The sequence below is a fragment of the Pseudomonas sp. JE3303 genome (assembly GCF_056312565.1).
The window spans coordinates 112,189-127,755 of the sequence record NZ_JBWGIF010000013.1 but is presented as its reverse complement, the minus strand read 5'-3'; the positions used below and the strand labels follow the sequence as shown (position 1 = coordinate 127,755).

At 63.1% G+C, this 15,567-nt stretch carries 18 protein-coding genes; 9 read left to right on the top strand and 9 right to left on the bottom strand.

Going from position 1 to position 15,567, the window contains the following annotated elements; translation table 11 throughout:
- Positions 1–3 precede the first annotated feature (3 nt).
- From phrB to AC0ZZU_RS18930, 4 genes are all read right to left on the bottom strand, one after another.
- Positions 4–1,422: a deoxyribodipyrimidine photo-lyase gene (gene phrB / locus AC0ZZU_RS18945; protein WP_476342720.1), complete on the bottom strand. Its 1,419-nt coding sequence runs from the start codon at positions 1,420–1,422 to the stop codon at positions 4–6.
- Positions 1,413–2,324, bottom strand: a complete 912-nt coding sequence (locus AC0ZZU_RS18940) for a MerR family transcriptional regulator (protein WP_476342719.1) — start codon at positions 2,322–2,324, stop codon at positions 1,413–1,415. The genes phrB and AC0ZZU_RS18940 overlap by 10 nt, the downstream gene beginning before the upstream one ends.
- Positions 2,314–3,282, bottom strand: coding sequence for a YbgA family protein (locus tag AC0ZZU_RS18935; RefSeq protein ID WP_476342718.1), 969 nt, complete (start codon positions 3,280–3,282; stop codon positions 2,314–2,316). Before AC0ZZU_RS18935 ends, AC0ZZU_RS18940 begins: the two co-directional genes overlap by 11 nt.
- A 98-nt stretch (positions 3,283–3,380) precedes the next feature.
- Entirely contained in the window at positions 3,381–4,367 is a 987-nt protein-coding gene (locus AC0ZZU_RS18930) for an NAD(P)/FAD-dependent oxidoreductase (protein WP_476342717.1), read from the bottom strand.
- Positions 4,368–4,554: 187 nt separating this feature from the next.
- On the opposite strand from AC0ZZU_RS18930, the gene AC0ZZU_RS18925 reads away from it, so the two are divergent.
- Positions 4,555–5,460 carry a TIGR01777 family oxidoreductase gene (locus AC0ZZU_RS18925; protein ID WP_476342716.1) on the top strand — a complete coding sequence of 302 codons (906 nt, stop codon included), beginning with the start codon at positions 4,555–4,557 and terminating at the stop codon, positions 5,458–5,460.
- 13 nt (positions 5,461–5,473) lie between these two features.
- Positions 5,474–6,487 (top strand): ferrochelatase, encoded by a 1,014-nt coding sequence (gene hemH, locus AC0ZZU_RS18920; RefSeq protein ID WP_476342715.1) that lies wholly within the window; start codon positions 5,474–5,476, stop codon positions 6,485–6,487.
- A 71-nt stretch (positions 6,488–6,558) separates the two neighbouring features.
- On the opposite strand, the gene AC0ZZU_RS18915 is transcribed toward hemH, so the two are convergent.
- Complete coding sequence (locus AC0ZZU_RS18915) at positions 6,559–7,833, bottom strand: uracil-xanthine permease family protein (protein ID WP_476342714.1); 1,275 nt, start codon at positions 7,831–7,833, stop codon at positions 6,559–6,561.
- A 2-nt stretch (positions 7,834–7,835) separates the two neighbouring features.
- On the bottom strand, positions 7,836–8,474 hold the full coding sequence (gene upp, locus AC0ZZU_RS18910) for a uracil phosphoribosyltransferase (protein WP_476342713.1): 639 nt from the start codon (positions 8,472–8,474) through the stop codon (positions 7,836–7,838).
- 166 nt (positions 8,475–8,640) lie between these two features.
- Here upp and AC0ZZU_RS18905 point away from each other — a divergent pair, with 166 nt between their 5' ends.
- The 4 genes from AC0ZZU_RS18905 to AC0ZZU_RS18890 all read left to right on the top strand — a co-directional run bounded on the left by AC0ZZU_RS18905 (position 8,641) and on the right by AC0ZZU_RS18890 (position 10,547).
- Positions 8,641–9,198 (top strand): hypoxanthine-guanine phosphoribosyltransferase, encoded by a 558-nt coding sequence (locus AC0ZZU_RS18905; protein WP_158460418.1) that lies wholly within the window; start codon positions 8,641–8,643, stop codon positions 9,196–9,198.
- A gap of 2 nt (positions 9,199–9,200) precedes the next feature.
- Positions 9,201–9,674 (top strand): WbuC family cupin fold metalloprotein, encoded by a 474-nt coding sequence (locus AC0ZZU_RS18900; RefSeq protein ID WP_476342712.1) that lies wholly within the window; start codon positions 9,201–9,203, stop codon positions 9,672–9,674.
- 41 nt (positions 9,675–9,715) lie between these two features.
- Positions 9,716–10,186: a hypothetical protein gene (locus AC0ZZU_RS18895; protein WP_476342711.1), complete on the top strand. Its 471-nt coding sequence runs from the start codon at positions 9,716–9,718 to the stop codon at positions 10,184–10,186.
- Positions 10,187–10,256: 70 nt separating this feature from the next.
- Complete coding sequence (locus AC0ZZU_RS18890) at positions 10,257–10,547, top strand: PA4642 family protein (protein WP_476342710.1); 291 nt, start codon at positions 10,257–10,259, stop codon at positions 10,545–10,547.
- Positions 10,548–10,604: 57 nt separating this feature from the next.
- Here the strand turns inward: AC0ZZU_RS18890 and mqo are convergent, their stop codons facing one another.
- A complete protein-coding gene (gene mqo / locus AC0ZZU_RS18885) occupies positions 10,605–12,110 on the bottom strand; it encodes a malate dehydrogenase (quinone) (RefSeq protein WP_476342709.1) in 1,506 nt (501 codons plus the stop codon).
- A 601-nt stretch (positions 12,111–12,711) separates the two neighbouring features.
- Positions 12,712–12,945 carry a hypothetical protein gene (locus AC0ZZU_RS18880; RefSeq protein ID WP_476342708.1) on the bottom strand — a complete coding sequence of 78 codons (234 nt, stop codon included), beginning with the start codon at positions 12,943–12,945 and terminating at the stop codon, positions 12,712–12,714.
- A gap of 143 nt (positions 12,946–13,088) precedes the next feature.
- On the opposite strand from AC0ZZU_RS18880, the gene AC0ZZU_RS18875 reads away from it, so the two are divergent.
- Positions 13,089–13,673 carry a YajG family lipoprotein gene (locus tag AC0ZZU_RS18875; RefSeq protein ID WP_158460412.1) on the top strand — a complete coding sequence of 195 codons (585 nt, stop codon included), beginning with the start codon at positions 13,089–13,091 and terminating at the stop codon, positions 13,671–13,673.
- Positions 13,674–13,827: 154 nt separating this feature from the next.
- Here the strand turns inward: AC0ZZU_RS18875 and AC0ZZU_RS18870 are convergent, their stop codons facing one another.
- Positions 13,828–14,985 carry a 1-acyl-sn-glycerol-3-phosphate acyltransferase gene (locus tag AC0ZZU_RS18870; RefSeq protein WP_476342707.1) on the bottom strand — a complete coding sequence of 386 codons (1,158 nt, stop codon included), beginning with the start codon at positions 14,983–14,985 and terminating at the stop codon, positions 13,828–13,830.
- 121 nt (positions 14,986–15,106) lie between these two features.
- Here AC0ZZU_RS18870 and AC0ZZU_RS18865 point away from each other — a divergent pair, with 121 nt between their 5' ends.
- Positions 15,107–15,289 carry a CPXCG motif-containing cysteine-rich protein gene (locus AC0ZZU_RS18865; RefSeq protein ID WP_158460409.1) on the top strand — a complete coding sequence of 61 codons (183 nt, stop codon included), beginning with the start codon at positions 15,107–15,109 and terminating at the stop codon, positions 15,287–15,289.
- The gene (locus AC0ZZU_RS18860) at positions 15,289–15,549 is read left to right on the top strand and encodes a putative signal transducing protein (protein WP_476342706.1); all 261 of its coding nucleotides are present in this window, start codon (positions 15,289–15,291) and stop codon (positions 15,547–15,549) included. Before AC0ZZU_RS18865 ends, AC0ZZU_RS18860 begins: the two co-directional genes overlap by 1 nt.
- Positions 15,550–15,567: the final 18 nt, after the last annotated feature.

Here is a 15,567-nt window from a genome sequence, read left to right as displayed (position 1 = left end):
GGTTTAGCCGGGCAGTGACTTGAAGGCTTCCAGCGCCCGCTGACGGCTCTCGCTGATATCCACGATCTGCCGATGATAGCGGGAGCCTTCCGAATGCTCCGCGTTCGAGACCGGTGAATGCACGGTCTTCTTGTCCAGCCCAGCCAGCTCCGGTATCCACTGCCGGATGAACACGCCCTTCGCATCGAAACGCTGGGATTGGGTGATCGGATTGAAGATCCGGAAGTACGGCACCGAGTCGGTTCCGGTCGAAGCGCTCCATTGCCATCCCCCATTGTTTGCGGCCAGGTCGCCGTCGATCAGGTGGCGCATGAAGTGCCGCTCCCCCAGGCGCCAGTCGATCAGCAGATTCTTGGTCAGAAACATGGCCACTACCATCCGCAGGCGGTTGTGCATCCAGCCGGTGGCGAGCATCTGGCGCATGGCGGCATCGATCAGCGGAAAACCGGTGCGGCCTTCTTCCCAGGCCTTGAGGTCCTCGGGGGCATCGCGCCAGGGCAGGGCTTCAGTGTGCTGGCGGAAGGCCCGATGCCGTGACACCTGTGGATAACCCACCAGAATGTGCTTGTAGAACTCGCGCCACAGCAGCTCGTTGACCCACGTCTGCACGCCGCTGCTGCCCCCATCAAATTCCCCACGATTGTTTGACATCGCCGCGTGCAGGCACTGGCGCGGGGAGATGACGCCAGCGGCCAGATACGCTGAAAGCTGGCTGGTGCCAGGCTCCGCCGGAAAGTCGCGCTGTTGCAGGTAGTCATCGACATCTTCATCGACAAAGGTCTGCAGTCGTCGGTGGGCTTCACGCTCACCGGCCGGCCAGAGATCGCGCAGGCTTTGCTCCGGTGTCGCGAACCCTGGGACATGCTCCGGCACCGGGTCGCTCTCTACCGGTATGGGCGCCTGGCGATGCACCTTTGGCGCCATCGCGGGCAGGCTTCGGTGCAGGTGTTCGTGGCAGGCCCTGCGGAACTGGCCGAACACCTGGTAGTAGTGGCCGCTGCGCGTCAGGATGGTGCCGGGCGCGAACAGCAGCTGGTCCAGGTAGCTATGGGTGGTGATCCCGGCCTCGATGAGCACGTCACGGGTGCTTTCATCGCGGGCGGCTTCGTTGACGCCGTACTCATCGTTCCAGTGTACCGCCTCGACCTCAAGCTGTCGGCAGAGCTTGAGCAGCGCCTTGGGCACCTGCTGCCAAGTGTCCACACTACGGATCAGCAAGGGGATGTTGAGCTTCCCGAGCGAGTGCTGGAGCTCGCGTAGGTTACGCAGCCAGAAATCAACTTTGCACGGCGCGTCGTCGTGGGTGTGCCATTGCCCTGGACTGGCGATCCACACCGCCACGGTCGGTCCGCGTTCGCAGGCGGCGCTCAGGGCGGTATTGTCGTCGATGCGCAAGTCGCTGCGCAGCCAGATCAGTTGCATTGAGGGGTGTCTCCAGTTGAGGGGGCGTCGCGCAGTTGTTGCAGCTTGTGCAGCGTGGCCTGAGGGGTGTCCAGCAGGAAAAGGCTGGGCGATTGCAGTGCGCTCAGCCCGGCTTCATGAATGGGGAGGGCCGGGCCGCTCAGGATCTTCGGCAAATCGATCAACGGCAGGCTGCGCTGTAGCTCCGGCAAATCGATGCGCCGGCCCAGGCTCATTACCAGCGCCCGCGGCTGCAATTGCCGGACGGCTTCGCGCAACTGGCTGCCCGTTACCGGCCACTCGAGAATCTCGACCGGGCAGCCGCTGCTGCTCAGCAGCCAGGCGCAAAGCCACAGGTGCGCATCGAAGGCCTGCTCGCTGGTGCTGGCAATCAGCACTGGTGGGCCCTCGAGCGAGTGATTGTCGTGATAGACCCGCGCCCCCAGCTTGCTGCGCAGCCAGGAGTGGAAAAACACCTGCTCCAGCTGTGCGTTGAACGGGCTCTGCCAGCGGCGGGCCAGGCTGTCGAGCACCGGCAAGAGCAGGCGCTCGCAAAGGGTCACGGCGGGGTAGAGCGCCATGGCTTGGTTGAGCTGCTGGTCAAGCGGGCGCTGGGCAAGATTGCCGATGGCTTCGATCAATTGCCCGCAGCGCACGGGCCAGTCGCCGTTGGGGGAGGGCACCGGTGCCTGCTGCTCGCTGTCGAGCAGCGCGCGGACCTGGCCCACCGAGGCGCCGCGCTCGAGCCAGCGCAAGATGGCTTGCACCCGCTGCACCTGGTCCGCCGGGTAGAGCCGGTGTCCCTTGCCGGTACGTCCCGGCGTGAGCAGGCCATAGCGGCGTTCCCACGCGCGCAGTGTTACCGGGTTGACGCCCGTCAGGCGGGCGACTTCACGAATGGGCAGCAGCGCTTCAGATGGCATTGCGCAGCCCCATGCTCGCGGGGTGCGGGTTCAAGTAAGCCTGCTGCAGCAAGTAGGGGTCCGGATGATTGTGCAAATGATGCTTGAGCAGGGTCAGGGGCACCACCAGCGGCACGATGCCTTTCTGATATTCGCCGATCAGTCGCTGCAGTTCCGACCTGTCGTCCGTGCTCAGGTCTTCGCGGAGGTAACCGACCAGGTGCTGCAGCACGTTGCAGTGGGTGCCTCGGCTGGCGCAGCGGCGCAGCGCATGCATCAGCCGGCCGAAGTAACGTGTGCCGACCGCCTGGGGATCGTCCTCGCGGCTCATGGTGCCCAGCAGTCGGCCAAGCTCACGGTAGGCCTGGGGGTTATGGGCCATCAGCAGGTACTTGTAGCGCGAGTGGTAGCGGATCAGCGCACCACGGCTGATGCCCTGCGCCAGCAACTGCTGCCAGTCGGCGTAGGCATAGACGCGGCTGATGAAGTTTTCGCGCAGCACCGGATCGTGCAGGCGTCCCTCTTCTTCGACCGGCAGGTCCGGGCGGCGGGCGCAGAACGCTTCGGCGTAGGCGCCGCGTCCAGTCTTCACCGCGGGGTGGCCGTCGTCCTGGTAGACCTTGACGCGTTCAAGGCCGCATGACGGTGACTTCTGCATGAACACATAGCCGCAGATATCGGTAAGCGCGTCCGCCATCTGCTCGCCGTAGGCACGTAATGGGCCGGCCAGATCAAGGGATGGGTTACGGCTGCCAGTGACCGCCGGATTGTCAGGATCTCCAACCAGGCGAATGGCTTCTCGTGGGATGCCCAGGCCGATGGCCACTTCCGGACACAGCGCTACCCAGTCGAAATGCTCGTCGAATATTTCGCGGCACAAGGCCGAGGATTTATGACCGCCATTGAAGCGTACATTGTCGCCGGTCAGGCAAGCGCTGATACCGATGCGGGGTTTGGCGAGTGGCGTGGGGCTGTTCATCACCGTCTCCAGGAATACTTGTACAGACGACTTTTCCTGTACAAGTAAATTCCATCACAGTGTCGAGCGTATGGAAACAATAATTTGCGGGCTGGCAGCTATTCGTAGTGTTCCAGCAGCCTGCGAGCCGCCTCCTGGCCGCTCAGCCACGCACCTTCCACCCTGCCAGACAGGCACCAGTCGCCACACACATACAGGCCTTGATCGGCATCGGCCAGTGCGCCCCATTCGTGGGTTGCAGCCGGGCGGGCATAGAGCCAGCGATGGGCAAGGGCGAAAGTGGGTTCAGGGACTATGCAGCCGACCAGTTCGGCGAACTCGCCCCAGAGGTGCTCGATCACGGCTTCCCGGGTGAGGTCGATGTGCTGCTTGCTCCAGTTCGACGAGGCGTGCAGGACCCAGGTGTCGAGTTGTTCGTCGCGCCCCGGCTTGCTGCGGTTGCGGGCCAGCCAGTCGAGCGGGTTGTCTTGCACGAAGCAACCCTGCATGGGGGTGTCCAGGGGAGTCTGGAACCCCAGGGCGATGGCCCAGGTAGGTTCCATCTGCACGCCTGCGGCCACGGCGGCCAGCTTGGGCGTGGCGGCCAGCAACGGCGTGGCCTGTGGCGCCGGTACCGCGATAACGACGCTGCTGAACGGGCCATGGCTGCAGCCATCGGTATCCTGCAGGTGCCAGTACTGCTTGCCTCGGAAGACCTCGGCGATACGGCAGCCGAAGTTGACCGTGACGTCCTTGAGCATGCCGCGGGTGATCGCGCTCATGCGCGGCACACCTACCCAGCGCACCTGCTCGTCGGGGGAGGGCGTGAGTTCGCCATTGCGGTAGTTGTAGAGCTGCGGCTTCCATTGCTCGGCCCAGCCAGAACTCACCCAATGCTGCACCTGGTCGGTGAAGCGGCGGTCGCGAGCGGTGAAATACTGGGCGCCGAGATCGAGCGCACCGGCATCGCTGCGCTTGCTGGCCATGCGGCCACCGCTGCCGTGGCCCTTGTCGAACAGGTGGACGGTCTGCCCGGCCTTTTGCAGGGCCTGGGCAGCGGACAGGCCGGCGATGCCGGCCCCGATGATCGCGATAGGTACTGTCATGTTGGCCTCTTCGAACCTTGCTGAGGGCAGGCTACGCTGGTTGGCAAACCTGTACAATGCCCAAAACTTGTATAAGGTTATTCCGCTCGATAGGACAGGTTGGCCTATGTTTATCCGAGAGCGTCGGGTCAATAAAGTGCCTTGTTCTTTAAAATAGACCAAGGGCAGGCCTCAAGAGGACACAGCCATGCATATATTGCTGACCGGTGGTACGGGTTTGATCGGCCAACACCTCTGCCAGTTCTGGCGCGACAAAGGTCATCGCCTGACGGTCTGGAGCCGTACCCCCAGCGAAGTGCCAAAACGTTGCGGGACCGGCGTGCGCGGCATCGCCAGCCTGGATGAGCTGGCAGCCGATGACCCGGTCGATGCGGTGATCAATCTGGCCGGCGCGCCGATTGCCGATCGCCCCTGGACGGCGGCGCGGCGTACGCTGCTGTGGTCCAGCCGCATCACGCTCACCGAGCAGCTTCTGGCCTGGCTGCGCAGCCGTGAGCAGAAACCCGAGGTGCTGGTGTCGGGCTCGGCCGTGGGGTGGTACGGCAATGGTGGCGAACGTGAGCTCAACGAGGCCTCTCCCCCGGTGAAGGAGGACTTCGCCAGCCAGCTGTGCATTGCCTGGGAAGAGACCGCCCAGCGGGCCGAAGGGCTGGGGATTCGCGTGGTGCGCGTGCGCACGGGCCTGGTGCTGGCCAGTGATGGCGGCTTTTTGTCGCGCCTGCGCCTGCCTTTCAAGCTGGGCCTTGGCGGGCCTATTGGCGATGGACGCCAGTGGATGCCGTGGGTACACATCGACGACCAGATCGCCCTGATAGATTTTCTGGTGCAGCACAAGGATACCAGCGGTCCTTATAATGCCTGCGCGCCTGAGCCGGTGCGCAACCGCGAGTTTGCCAAGCGCCTGGGCAAGGTCTTGCACCGTCCGGCGGTGCTGCCATTGCCAGCACCATTGCTGCGGGCCGGCCTGGGCGAGCTTTCCGTCCTGCTGCTGGGTGGCCAACGGGCAAGACCGGTGCGCCTGCAGGCGGCCGGCTTCACTTTCCGTTTCAACGATCTGCAATCGGCGCTGGACAACCTTTCCAGCCGCCTCTGAAATAGGACGCTGCATGACCGATCACGCTCTGCTGCTGGTCAACCTGGGTTCGCCGGCTTCAACCTCGGTGGCCGATGTGCGCCGCTACCTCAACCAGTTCCTCATGGACCCTTATGTGATCGACCTGCCGTGGCCGGTGCGGCGGCTGCTGGTGTCGCTGATCCTGGTCAAGCGCCCGGAGCAGTCGGCCCATGCCTATGCCTCGATTTGGTGGGACGAAGGCTCGCCGTTGGTGGTGCTTACCCGACGCCTGAGGGCCGCCATGGTCGAGCATTGGCCACACGGACCGGTTGAAATCGCCATGCGCTATGGCCAGCCCGCGATACCCGAGGTGCTCGAGCGCCTGGCCGCCCAGGGCGTGCGCAAGGTGACCCTGGCGCCCCTTTATCCCCAGTTCGCCGACAGCACTGTGACCACAGTGATCGAGCAGGCCCGGCAGACGCTCGAACAACGCCGGCTGCCGTTGCAGATGACAGTGTTGAAGCCGTTCTATGACAGGCCCGAATATATCGAGGCGCTGGTGGCCAGTGCCAGGTCCCACCTTCAGCAGGACTACGACCACCTGTTGCTGAGCTTTCACGGCCTGCCCGAGCGCCACCTCAAGAAGCTCGACCCTACCGGCAAGCACCGGTTCCAGGATCCGGACTGCTGCAAGGACGCCAGCCCCGAGATGCGCGCCGTGTGCTATCGCGGCCAGTGCCTGGCCACCGCCAAGGCGTTCGCCCGCGAGATGGGAATACCTGACGGCAAATGGTCGGTGTCGTTCCAGTCCCGGTTGGGCCGGGCGAAGTGGATCGAACCCTACACCGAGACGCGGCTCGACGAACTGGGCAAGGCGGGTGTGAAAAAGCTGCTGGTGATGTGCCCGGCGTTCGTCGCCGATTGCATCGAGACGCTCGAGGAGATTGGTGATCGGGGGCGCGAGCAGTTTATCGAGGCGGGGGGAGAGGAGCTGGTGCTGGTGCCGTGCCTGAATGATCACCCGCAGTGGGTGAAGGCGTTGGCGGGGATGTGTGAGAGGGCGTGAGGTTCAGGTGGCCAGTGCCGGCCTCATCGCGGGCTTGCCCGCGATGAGGCCTTCAACTGGATGAACCCGAATCAGGGCAACTGATCATCCAGGGTCTTTTTCTTCCAGCTGTCATTGCCTGGCAACAGCAGATTCAAGGCGATCGCCACCACTGCGCACAGGGCAATACCCTTCAGGCCCCAGTCGTCCGGACCATCGCCACTGCCGACCAGCACACCGCCGATACCGAACACCAGGGTCACCGAGACGATCACCAGGTTGCGCGCTTCGGACAGGTCGATCTTGTGACGGATCATGGTATTCATGCCCACCGCCGCGATCGAGCCGAACAGCAGGCAGAGAATACCGCCCATCACCGGGACCGGGATGCTCTGCAATAACGCGCCGAACTTGCCGATGAACGCCAGCACGATGGCGAACACCGCCGCCCAGGTCATGATCTTGGGGTTGTAGTTCTTGGTCAGCATCACCGCGCCGGTCACCTCGGCGTAGGTGGTGTTGGGCGGACCGCCCAGCAGACCAGCCGCCGTGGTGGCCAGGCCGTCGCCGAGCAGGGTACGGTGCAGGCCGGGCGTTCTCAGGTAGTCGCGCCCGGTCACGCTGCCTACCGCGATCACCCCGCCGATATGCTCGATGGCCGGTGCCAGGGCAACGGGCACGATGAACAGGATCGCCTGCCAGTTGAAAGCGGGCGCGGTGAAGTTCGGCAGCTCAAGCCAGGGTGCAGCGGCAATCTTGGCAGTGTCGACAACGCCAAACGCGAACGACAGGGCAAAACCCACCAGCACGCCGGCAATGATCGGCACCAGGCGGAAAATACCCTTGCCAAAGACCGCGACGATCAGCGTGGTCAGCAGCGCCGGCATGGAAATCAGCATGGCCGTGCCGTACGGCACCAGCACACTGCCATCGCCGCCCTTGCCCATGGCCATGTTGGCGGCGATAGGCGCCATTGCCAGGCCAATGGAAATGATCACCGGACCGATCACCACGGGCGGCAGCGTGCGGTCGATGAAGCCCGTTCCCTTGATCTTCACGGCAAGGCCCATGAAGGTGTAGACAAAGCCGGCCGCCATGATCCCGCCCATGGTCTCGGCAAGGCCGAACTGGCCCTTGGCGAGAATGATCGGCGTAATGAAAGCGAAGCTCGATGCCAGGAATACCGGCACCTGACGACCGGTCACCAGTTGGAACAGCAAGGTCCCGAAGCCCGCGGTGAACAGCGCGACGTTAGGGTCCAGGCCGGTGATCAGCGGCATCAGCACCAAGGCGCCAAATGCCACGAAGAGCATCTGCGCGCCCGAGACGACCTGGCGCCAGAGCGGGTCGTTGAAGCCGTCCTGCATGGTCAGGCGTCCTTCTGCTTGGTACCGAAGATCTTGTCACCGGCATCGCCAAGGCCTGGGATGATGTAGCCGTCCTCGTTGAGGCGCTCGTCGATCGAAGCAGTGTAGATCTTCACATCGGGGTGCGACTTCTCGACCGAGGCGATGCCTTCGGGGGCGGCGACCAGGACCATCGCGCGGATGTCGCGGCAACCGGCCTTCTTCAGCAGGTCGATGGTGGCGACCATCGAGGCACCGGTGGCCAGCATCGGGTCGATGATCAGGGCCAGGCGCTGGTTGATCTCGGGTGCAAGTTTTTCCAGGTAGGTGTGCGCCTCGAGGGTTTCCTCGTTGCGCGCGACGCCCACGGCGCTGACCTTGGCGCCCGGGATCAGGCTGAGCACGCCATCGAGCATGCCGATGCCGGCACGCAGGATCGGCACGACAGTGATCTTCTTGCCAGCGATCTTCTCGACTTGTACCGTGCCGCACCAACCTTCGATTTCGTAGGTTTCCAGGGGAAGATCCTGGGTGGCTTCGTAGGTCAGGAGGGCGCCGACTTCCTGGGCGAGTTCGCGGAAGTTCTTGGTGCTGATATCGGCACGGCGCATGAGGCCGAGCTTGTGACGGATCAGCGGATGGCGGATCTCACGGGTAGGCATAGGGGGAAGGCTCCGGAATGCGGGCAAAAAAACCGCGCTAGATTAATCTATTCAGCCACGGGTGTCCTGTAGTCCTTTTGCACGGTAGTCCAAAACACTTGATCTGACGCGAGCGGGTGCGTACCTTTGCCCGCTTTTCTCAATAGCCGTCCACCCGGAGAGCGCCATGTCCGCTGATCTCGAGCACATCCGTCAAGTCATGCGCGAGGCTGACTGCCTGTACAACGAAGCGCAGGTCGAAGCTGCCATCGCCCAGGTGGGCGAGCAGATCACCCAGCAACTGGCCGACACCAATCCGGTCGTGTTCTGCGTGATGAACGGTGGCCTGATCTTCGCCGGCAAGCTGCTGACCCACCTGCAGTTCCCGCTGGAAGCGTCGTACCTGCACGCCACCCGCTACCGCAATCAGACCAGCGGAGGCGAGCTGTTCTGGAAAGCCAAGCCGGAAGTGTCGTTCATCGACCGCGATGTACTGATCGTCGATGACATTCTCGACGAAGGCCACACCCTCAGCGCCATCATCGAGTTCTGCAAGCATGCCGGCGCGCGCAACGTGTACACCGCGGTGCTGATCGACAAGGACCATGACCGCAAGGCCAGTCCGGACCTGAAGGCCAACTTCGTCGGCCTGCCGTGCATCGACCGCTACATCTTCGGTTATGGCATGGACTACAAGGGTTACTGGCGCAACGCCAACGGCATCTTCGCCGTCAAGGGGATGTGACCATGCGCCAGCCTGCGTTCATCGATCAATCGTTGTTTGGCGGGCTGGCGGAAAAGGCCGCCGCCAATCCCCGTGGCCGCCAGCACCACAATTTCCATGAGATGGAAGATCCCTGCCATCGCATGGCGGTGGGCTTGCAGCCGACCACCTACATCCCGCCCCATCGCCACCTGAGCGATGACAAGGCGGAGTGCCTGATCGTGCTCAAGGGCCGGCTGGGCCTGCTGATCTTCGACGAGCAAGGCCAGGTGACCGACAAGCGTGTGCTTCAGGCGGGTGGCGACTGCCTGGGCGTGGACCTTGCGCCCGGCACCTATCACGGCCTGGTGGTGCTGGAGGCGGACAGCATCCTGTTCGAGTGCAAGTCTGGCCCGTATCGCCCAGTGGGCGAGGGTGAACATGCGCATTGGGCGCCGCGTGAAGGTGAGGAAGGGGTCGCCGACTATCAGGCCTGGATGCTCGCGCAGTTCGAATGATCCCCATGCTAGAGTGCTCCTCCGATGCCAAGGAGCCCTACATGCGTGCCTTCCTTCCTTTGCTGCTGGCGCTGAGCCTGCCTGTCACCGCGGCGCCACTGCACAGTCAGTTCCTCCCGCCGGACGATCTCTCGGTGCGCCAGGAAGCCCCCACCGCACAGCAATTGCTCCAGGTCACCGACTACTCGGTGGTGGTGGGCGCACAGCGCCAGTCCGACCAGCAACCCATTCCGATCACCTCCTCGCTGCTGCTGCGGCTCAAAGGCAAGCCGCTGAGCAAAGGTGCGACAATCGCCCAGGTCCTGGTCAGTTTCGATGGCGAGGGCGGCAAGAGCCTGAAGAAGCCTGTCTTCGATGAAAAGTCCCGCACCCTGACGCTCAACTATCCCCTCGCCAGCTACCGGGTGGTCATGGACCTGCTGCGCAACGAGACCCTGTATGTGCAATTCCTGGCCTATGCCAACGGCCATGTCTGGGCCGACCTGCACACCGGCACCGTACGTTCGCGTTGAGGCCTGGCGCTGGCGGGGGGTAAACTGCCGTCCTTCGAAATATCCCCTGATGGTCCAGTTGGAGCCGGCAATGCGTAAAGACAAGAAACAGGTAATTGGTGACGAGATCAGCGACGACTACATCAAGTCGTACCTTCAGTTCGAGCCAGCCGATGGCGTGACTTCGCCGGCTCACCACAAGCTGGTCAAGGCCTACCGTGGCCTGCGCGTCGATGACTTCGAGCGCTTTATCGGTTTCTTCGTCGAAGCGGGGCTGGACCTGGACGGCAAGGACGAGCACGGCAAGACCTTCGCAGAGGTCATTGCCGACCAGCGCAATGCGCCTGAGTACCTCGAGATCATCCAGAACGCCCGCGGCTGAAACCCTGGACGCAGAAAAAAACGCCCCTCGGGGCGTTTTTTGTGGGAGTCACGCGGTTCAGGCGTAGTGCTGGGCCGGGCTGGCTTCCACCAGTTGCAGTGCTTCGTCGTTCTGGATGCTGATCTTGTGGTACAGGGCAGCGTCGGTCGCCAAGGTCTTCTCGCGGGCCGGGAAGATTTCCTTGAGCTTGGCCGCCCAGGCACCCTTGGTCTGCTCGGGGAAGCAACGCTCGATCAGTTCCAGCATGATCGAAACAGTCACCGAGGCGCCTGGCGAGGCACCCAGCAGGGCGGCGAGGGTGCCGTCCTTGGCTGCGACCAGTTCGGTACCGAACTGCAAGACACCGCCTTTCTTCGGATCTTTCTTGATGATCTGCACGCGCTGGCCCGCGACTTCCAGGCGCCAGTCCTCGGCCTTCGCCTCGGGGTAGAAGCGGCGCAGCGATTCCAGGCGCTGTTCCATCGACTGCATCACTTCGCTGACCAGGTATTTGGTCAGGTCCATGTTGTCGCGGGCCACGGCGAGCATCGGGCCGATATTGCCCATGCGAACCGACAACGGCAGGTCGAGCAGCGAACCGTGCTTGAGGAACTTGGTGGTGAAGCCGGCATACGGCCCGAACAGCAGCGACGTCTTGCCATCCACTACGCGGGTGTCCAGGTGCGGGACCGACATCGGCGGCGCACCGACCGCAGCCTGGCTGTAGACCTTGGCCTGGTGCTGGCGGACGATCTCGGGGTTGTCGCAACGCAGCCACTGGCCACTCACCGGGAAGCCGCCGAAGCCTTTGCTTTCATCGATGCCGGACAGTTGCAGCAGTGGCAGCGCGGCACCGCCAGCGCCCAGGAACACGAAGCGGGCATCGACCTCACGGCTGCTGCCGCTGTTGACGTCCTTGATGGTCACGCTCCAGCCGTTGGCCGTGCGGCGCAGGCCGGTCACCTTCTTGCTGTATTTGACCTGAGCGTTGCTGCTGGTGCCCAGGTGCTTGAGCAGCTTGTTGGTGAGCGCGCCGAAGTTGACGTCGGTGCCCTTCGCCACGCGGGTGGCGGCGATGTGCTGGTCGGCCGGGCGGCCGGGCATCATCAGCGGCATCCATTCGTTCATCACTGCCTTGTCTTCGGTGTACTCCATCTCGGCGAAGGCGTGGTGCTGCTTGAGCAGCTCGAAGCGCTTGCGCAGGAAGTCGACACCCTTGTCACCCTCGACATAGCTCAGGTGCGGGACAGGATTGATGAAGGCGCGTGGCGAGCCCAGGCCGCCTTTCCTGCTCAGGTAGGCCCAGAACTGGCGGGACACCTCGAACTGGGTATTGATGTGGACCGCTTTCTTGATATCGATGCTGCCGTCGGCAGCCTGGGGCGTGTAGTTCAGCTCGCACAGGCCAGCGTGGCCAGTACCGGCGTTGTTCCACGGGTTGGAGCTCTCCGCGGCACCCGAGTCCATCGCCTCCACGACTTCCAGCTTGAGCGTGGGGTCGAGTTCCTTGAGCAGTACGGCCAGGGTGGCACTCATGATGCCCGCGCCTACCAGTACCACATCAACCGATTCGTTCTGCGCCATTTACCGCGTCTCCAAAATCTACAGCACCAAATTGACAGCATAGGACCCCTGGGCTACCCCAGGATCGCCATGTCCGATTCTTCGCAGTTCTTGCAGCTTCGCGGACACCGCCAACCGGTCTTTGCGTCGCTCTATTGAACGCATTGTAACGCGGGTGCGGCAATTCGACTTATGGTCAAGGTGTCCGATTTGCGTTATGGACCGGATCAGTCACCCATTATGGATGGGCACGGTTGCCGGCTGCTCGGGGCTGTTCGGGACGTATCTGTCGCTTTTGCACATGCCAGACTGTTCATTTGCTCGCCACACTCTTGTGAAGTTGTGAAAACCCGTTTTTTCACGCTCTTTTGGAGTCGTGACCTCAAAAGGACTGCGCGATGGCAACCCGCAGGTTCATGCAGGCAGACGGCCGAGAATGCAGGCACATCAGCGGATGCAAGACCTGAAGTGGAAGGCTCTCTGTGGGCGAAGCGGGAGGGTGCCGGAAATGGTTTCGGCGATTGCGGGGCCCGATCAGGAGACGTCCTTATAATCGGGGAGAAATTATAACGGGGTCGCGGGCGGAAAAGGTCGTTTTCAGGAAGATTTATTACGGTTTTTGTCAGGTAAGCAGGCTGCGTTGTTGCCAGCGGCTGCTTGCACGCGCGCAAACCCGCGCGCTTGCGGGCAGCGGGCGGCCCAGCCAGCCGAGGTGGATTTCCTCTACCTGCACCCAGCCGCTGGCGCAGGGCGGTTGGCTGCATTGTTTGAAGGCCACGCAGGTGCCTTCGCTGTCGAGCCGGGCATAGCATGCGTTGCGAGGGCGTCGGAAGAGGAGTGTCCAGAGCGAGGCCATGGGAAGGGTCCTGAGTGGAGTGGGCTGGCGCAATCTTAAGGCCTGGGCCATGAAACCATTGTGACAGCGGGCTGGCCCGATAGCTGGCCTGATGCCGGCTGGGTATACTGGCGCCTTTGCGGCTTATTCCTGGAGAAATGCGCATGTTGCAACGTCTGTTGTTCGGTTTGATCGCGGTGGCCAGCCTGAGCCTGGTCGGTTGTGCCCACAGTCCGCAACAACTCACCCCCCAACCCAAGCTCAACGCGCAATTGGCTGCGGTAGGCCGGGGCCAGCCCGTGGTGGTGAAAGTGGTCGATGGCCGCGCGTCCCAGGCGCTCGGCACCCGTGGTGGCCTGTACCCGGAGACCAGCACCATCAGCGTGTCCGGCAACGATGTCGTGCCCAAGCTGCAGGCTCAGGCCGAAGCGGCCGTGCGCCTGCTCGGCTTCACCCCGACGGCCAATGCCTACAACGCACCGCAGCTGACAGTGACCCTGGCCGAACTGAAATACCAGTCGCCCAAGGAAGGCATGTACGTTACCGAAGCCACCATTGGCGCGACCTTCCGTGCCGATGTGTCCAACGCCAACCGACGCTACAGCGGCCGTTATGGCGCATCGCTGGACCAGCGCTTCGGCATGGCGCCGAACCAGGAAACCAACACCAAGCTGGTCAGCGACGTGCTCAGCGACGCCCTGACCCGCCTGTTCAAGGATCCGACCATCGGCCAGGTGCTTGCCGAGTAAGCGCGCACTTCGCTCACTTGTAGAAAAGCCCGGTACCTGCTGCAGGTACCGGGCTTTTTAATGAGCTTTCATTCTGTCGCAAAGCCCAGGCGAAGCTTCGATGGCGCTGGTGCTGTCCTGGTTCAGTGCCTGGGTCTGAGCCTGCTGCCCGCGGTCAGCCAGCTTTCACCTGGTACTGGTTTCTGACCGGTGTCGCGTATTGCTGGATCAGGTATGGCCGCTGCTCGGCCGGGCAGGCGTCCAGGCGGCGTTGCCATTCAGCCTGGGCGGTAGCGAGCTCCGCTGCGGGAAACAGTGATTTCGCGGTGGGTACCTGCAGCGCGGAGTCGGCCTGGTCCCACATGGCATAGGCCAGGTAATGGACCGGAAACAGCCGGTAACCTCCCAGGATCTGCCGGTCGATCTCCCCCGCCAGCTGCTTGGTGTCCTCGAAGTACTCGGTCACCGGCGGGGCGAAGTTGATGTGGACCCGGCCTTTGTACCCTGTAATGCCCTGGGCGATGCTTACGTCATCCTCGCCTGGCGCCTTCTTGTAGGTGCCAGTGGTGGCGCGGATGAACAGTTCGCGAGCCTTGGCCTGATCGCAGGGGTCGTATTCGTAGCTGATCGACACGGGGATCAGGTTCAGGCTCTGGATCACCGCTCCAAACGGCTCGGTCTTGCGGCTCATGTGGAACATCTTGAGGATCGCCGAATCGGTACGGTCGTCACCGTCCTTGGCCCGGCCCTCGGCCTGGGCGATCCAGATGGACGCGCCATCATTGCGGATGGAGTGATTGATGTAGGCCGACAGCAGCTGGTAGGCGGCGAGCTTTTCGCGGCGGCCGCTGATCGAGCGGTGCACGATGAAGCTTTTGTTCAGGCGCATCATGTCGCTGACAAAGGGCTTTTGCAGCAGGTTGTCGCCGATGGCGATGCGCGGGGTCGGCAAGCCGGCGTGGTACACCGCATAGTTGACGAAAGCCGGGTCCATCACGATGTCGCGGTGATTGGCCAGGAACAGGTAGGCAGTGCCGGACTTGAGCTGCTCGACGCCGGTGTAGGTGACACCGTCGGTGGCGCGTTCGATGGTCTGGTCGACATAGTGCTCGACCTTGTCCTGCAGGGTCGAGACGCAGCTGACGCCCGCGAACTCCTTGCGCAGGCGCTTGGCGATCAGCGGCTTGAGCAGCCAGCCGAATGCCCCGGCGGCGCGCGGGAAGCGGAAGTGGGTGAGGATATCGAGGAATGCCGGGTCGCTGAGCAGGCGTGCCAGAACAGCAGGGACCTCAGCGTCGTCGTATGGTCGGATGGCATCGAATTCGCCCATCATGCTCTCTTGTTGGAAACGGCTAGGGTAATAGGTAGGGCCGGGGTTCGGAAAACGGCTCGAACACGCACAGGGCCTGTAAACAGACCGGCGATTATACGCACAAGTCACCGCGGAGGCCGCGATGCTGGAAACTGCTCTCTACGACTGTCCTTACTGTGGCGAACGAGTCGAGACCACCGTCGACCTGTCGGCAGGCGACCAGACCTATACCGAGGACTGCCAGGTCTGCTGCCGGCCGATCGTGTTCGTCCTGCAGGTGCATGGGGATGAATGGATGCTCGATACACGCCGCGAGGATGAGTGATGCGGCGAATCTACGAGCCGCAGAGCCTGCTCGAAGCCGAGCTGCTGATCGGCATGCTCGCCAGCGAAGGGGTCAGGGTGCACCTTCTCGGGCGGGACCTGATGGGTGCTGTCGGCGAGCTGCCGCCCCAGGGACTGCTGGGCCTGGCGGTGGCCGACGAGCAGGCCGATCGCGCACGCCAGCTCATCGCCGCGTACAATGATGCCCAGCCTCTTCCCGGCGACGAACCGGAGATCATTCCCGGAACCCTGATCTGTTAGGGTTCAAGACCCTAGGTT

What these genes read in the sequence shown, in the direction of transcription:
- phrB (WP_476342720.1), bottom strand. Translation starts at nt 1,422, where the DNA reads ATGCAACTGATCTGGCTGCGCAGCGACTTGCGCATCGACGACAATACC.
- AC0ZZU_RS18875 (WP_158460412.1), top strand. Translation starts at nt 13,089, where the DNA reads ATGTTGCAACGTCTGTTGTTCGGTTTGATCGCGGTGGCCAGCCTGAGC.
- upp (WP_476342713.1), bottom strand. Translation starts at nt 8,474, where the DNA reads ATGCCTACCCGTGAGATCCGCCATCCGCTGATCCGTCACAAGCTCGGC.
- mqo (WP_476342709.1), bottom strand. Translation starts at nt 12,110, where the DNA reads ATGGCGCAGAACGAATCGGTTGATGTGGTACTGGTAGGCGCGGGCATC.
- AC0ZZU_RS18890 (WP_476342710.1), top strand. Translation starts at nt 10,257, where the DNA reads ATGCGTAAAGACAAGAAACAGGTAATTGGTGACGAGATCAGCGACGAC.
- AC0ZZU_RS18895 (WP_476342711.1), top strand. Translation starts at nt 9,716, where the DNA reads ATGCGTGCCTTCCTTCCTTTGCTGCTGGCGCTGAGCCTGCCTGTCACC.
- AC0ZZU_RS18860 (WP_476342706.1), top strand. Translation starts at nt 15,289, where the DNA reads ATGCGGCGAATCTACGAGCCGCAGAGCCTGCTCGAAGCCGAGCTGCTG.
- AC0ZZU_RS18905 (WP_158460418.1), top strand. Translation starts at nt 8,641, where the DNA reads ATGTCCGCTGATCTCGAGCACATCCGTCAAGTCATGCGCGAGGCTGAC.
- AC0ZZU_RS18935 (WP_476342718.1), bottom strand. Translation starts at nt 3,282, where the DNA reads ATGAACAGCCCCACGCCACTCGCCAAACCCCGCATCGGTATCAGCGCT.
- AC0ZZU_RS18880 (WP_476342708.1), bottom strand. Translation starts at nt 12,945, where the DNA reads ATGGCCTCGCTCTGGACACTCCTCTTCCGACGCCCTCGCAACGCATGC.
- AC0ZZU_RS18900 (WP_476342712.1), top strand. Translation starts at nt 9,201, where the DNA reads ATGCGCCAGCCTGCGTTCATCGATCAATCGTTGTTTGGCGGGCTGGCG.
- AC0ZZU_RS18865 (WP_158460409.1), top strand. Translation starts at nt 15,107, where the DNA reads ATGCTGGAAACTGCTCTCTACGACTGTCCTTACTGTGGCGAACGAGTC.
- AC0ZZU_RS18940 (WP_476342719.1), bottom strand. Translation starts at nt 2,324, where the DNA reads ATGCCATCTGAAGCGCTGCTGCCCATTCGTGAAGTCGCCCGCCTGACG.
- AC0ZZU_RS18915 (WP_476342714.1), bottom strand. Translation starts at nt 7,833, where the DNA reads ATGCAGGACGGCTTCAACGACCCGCTCTGGCGCCAGGTCGTCTCGGGC.
- AC0ZZU_RS18925 (WP_476342716.1), top strand. Translation starts at nt 4,555, where the DNA reads ATGCATATATTGCTGACCGGTGGTACGGGTTTGATCGGCCAACACCTC.
- AC0ZZU_RS18930 (WP_476342717.1), bottom strand. Translation starts at nt 4,367, where the DNA reads ATGACAGTACCTATCGCGATCATCGGGGCCGGCATCGCCGGCCTGTCC.
- hemH (WP_476342715.1), top strand. Translation starts at nt 5,474, where the DNA reads ATGACCGATCACGCTCTGCTGCTGGTCAACCTGGGTTCGCCGGCTTCA.
- AC0ZZU_RS18870 (WP_476342707.1), bottom strand. Translation starts at nt 14,985, where the DNA reads ATGATGGGCGAATTCGATGCCATCCGACCATACGACGACGCTGAGGTC.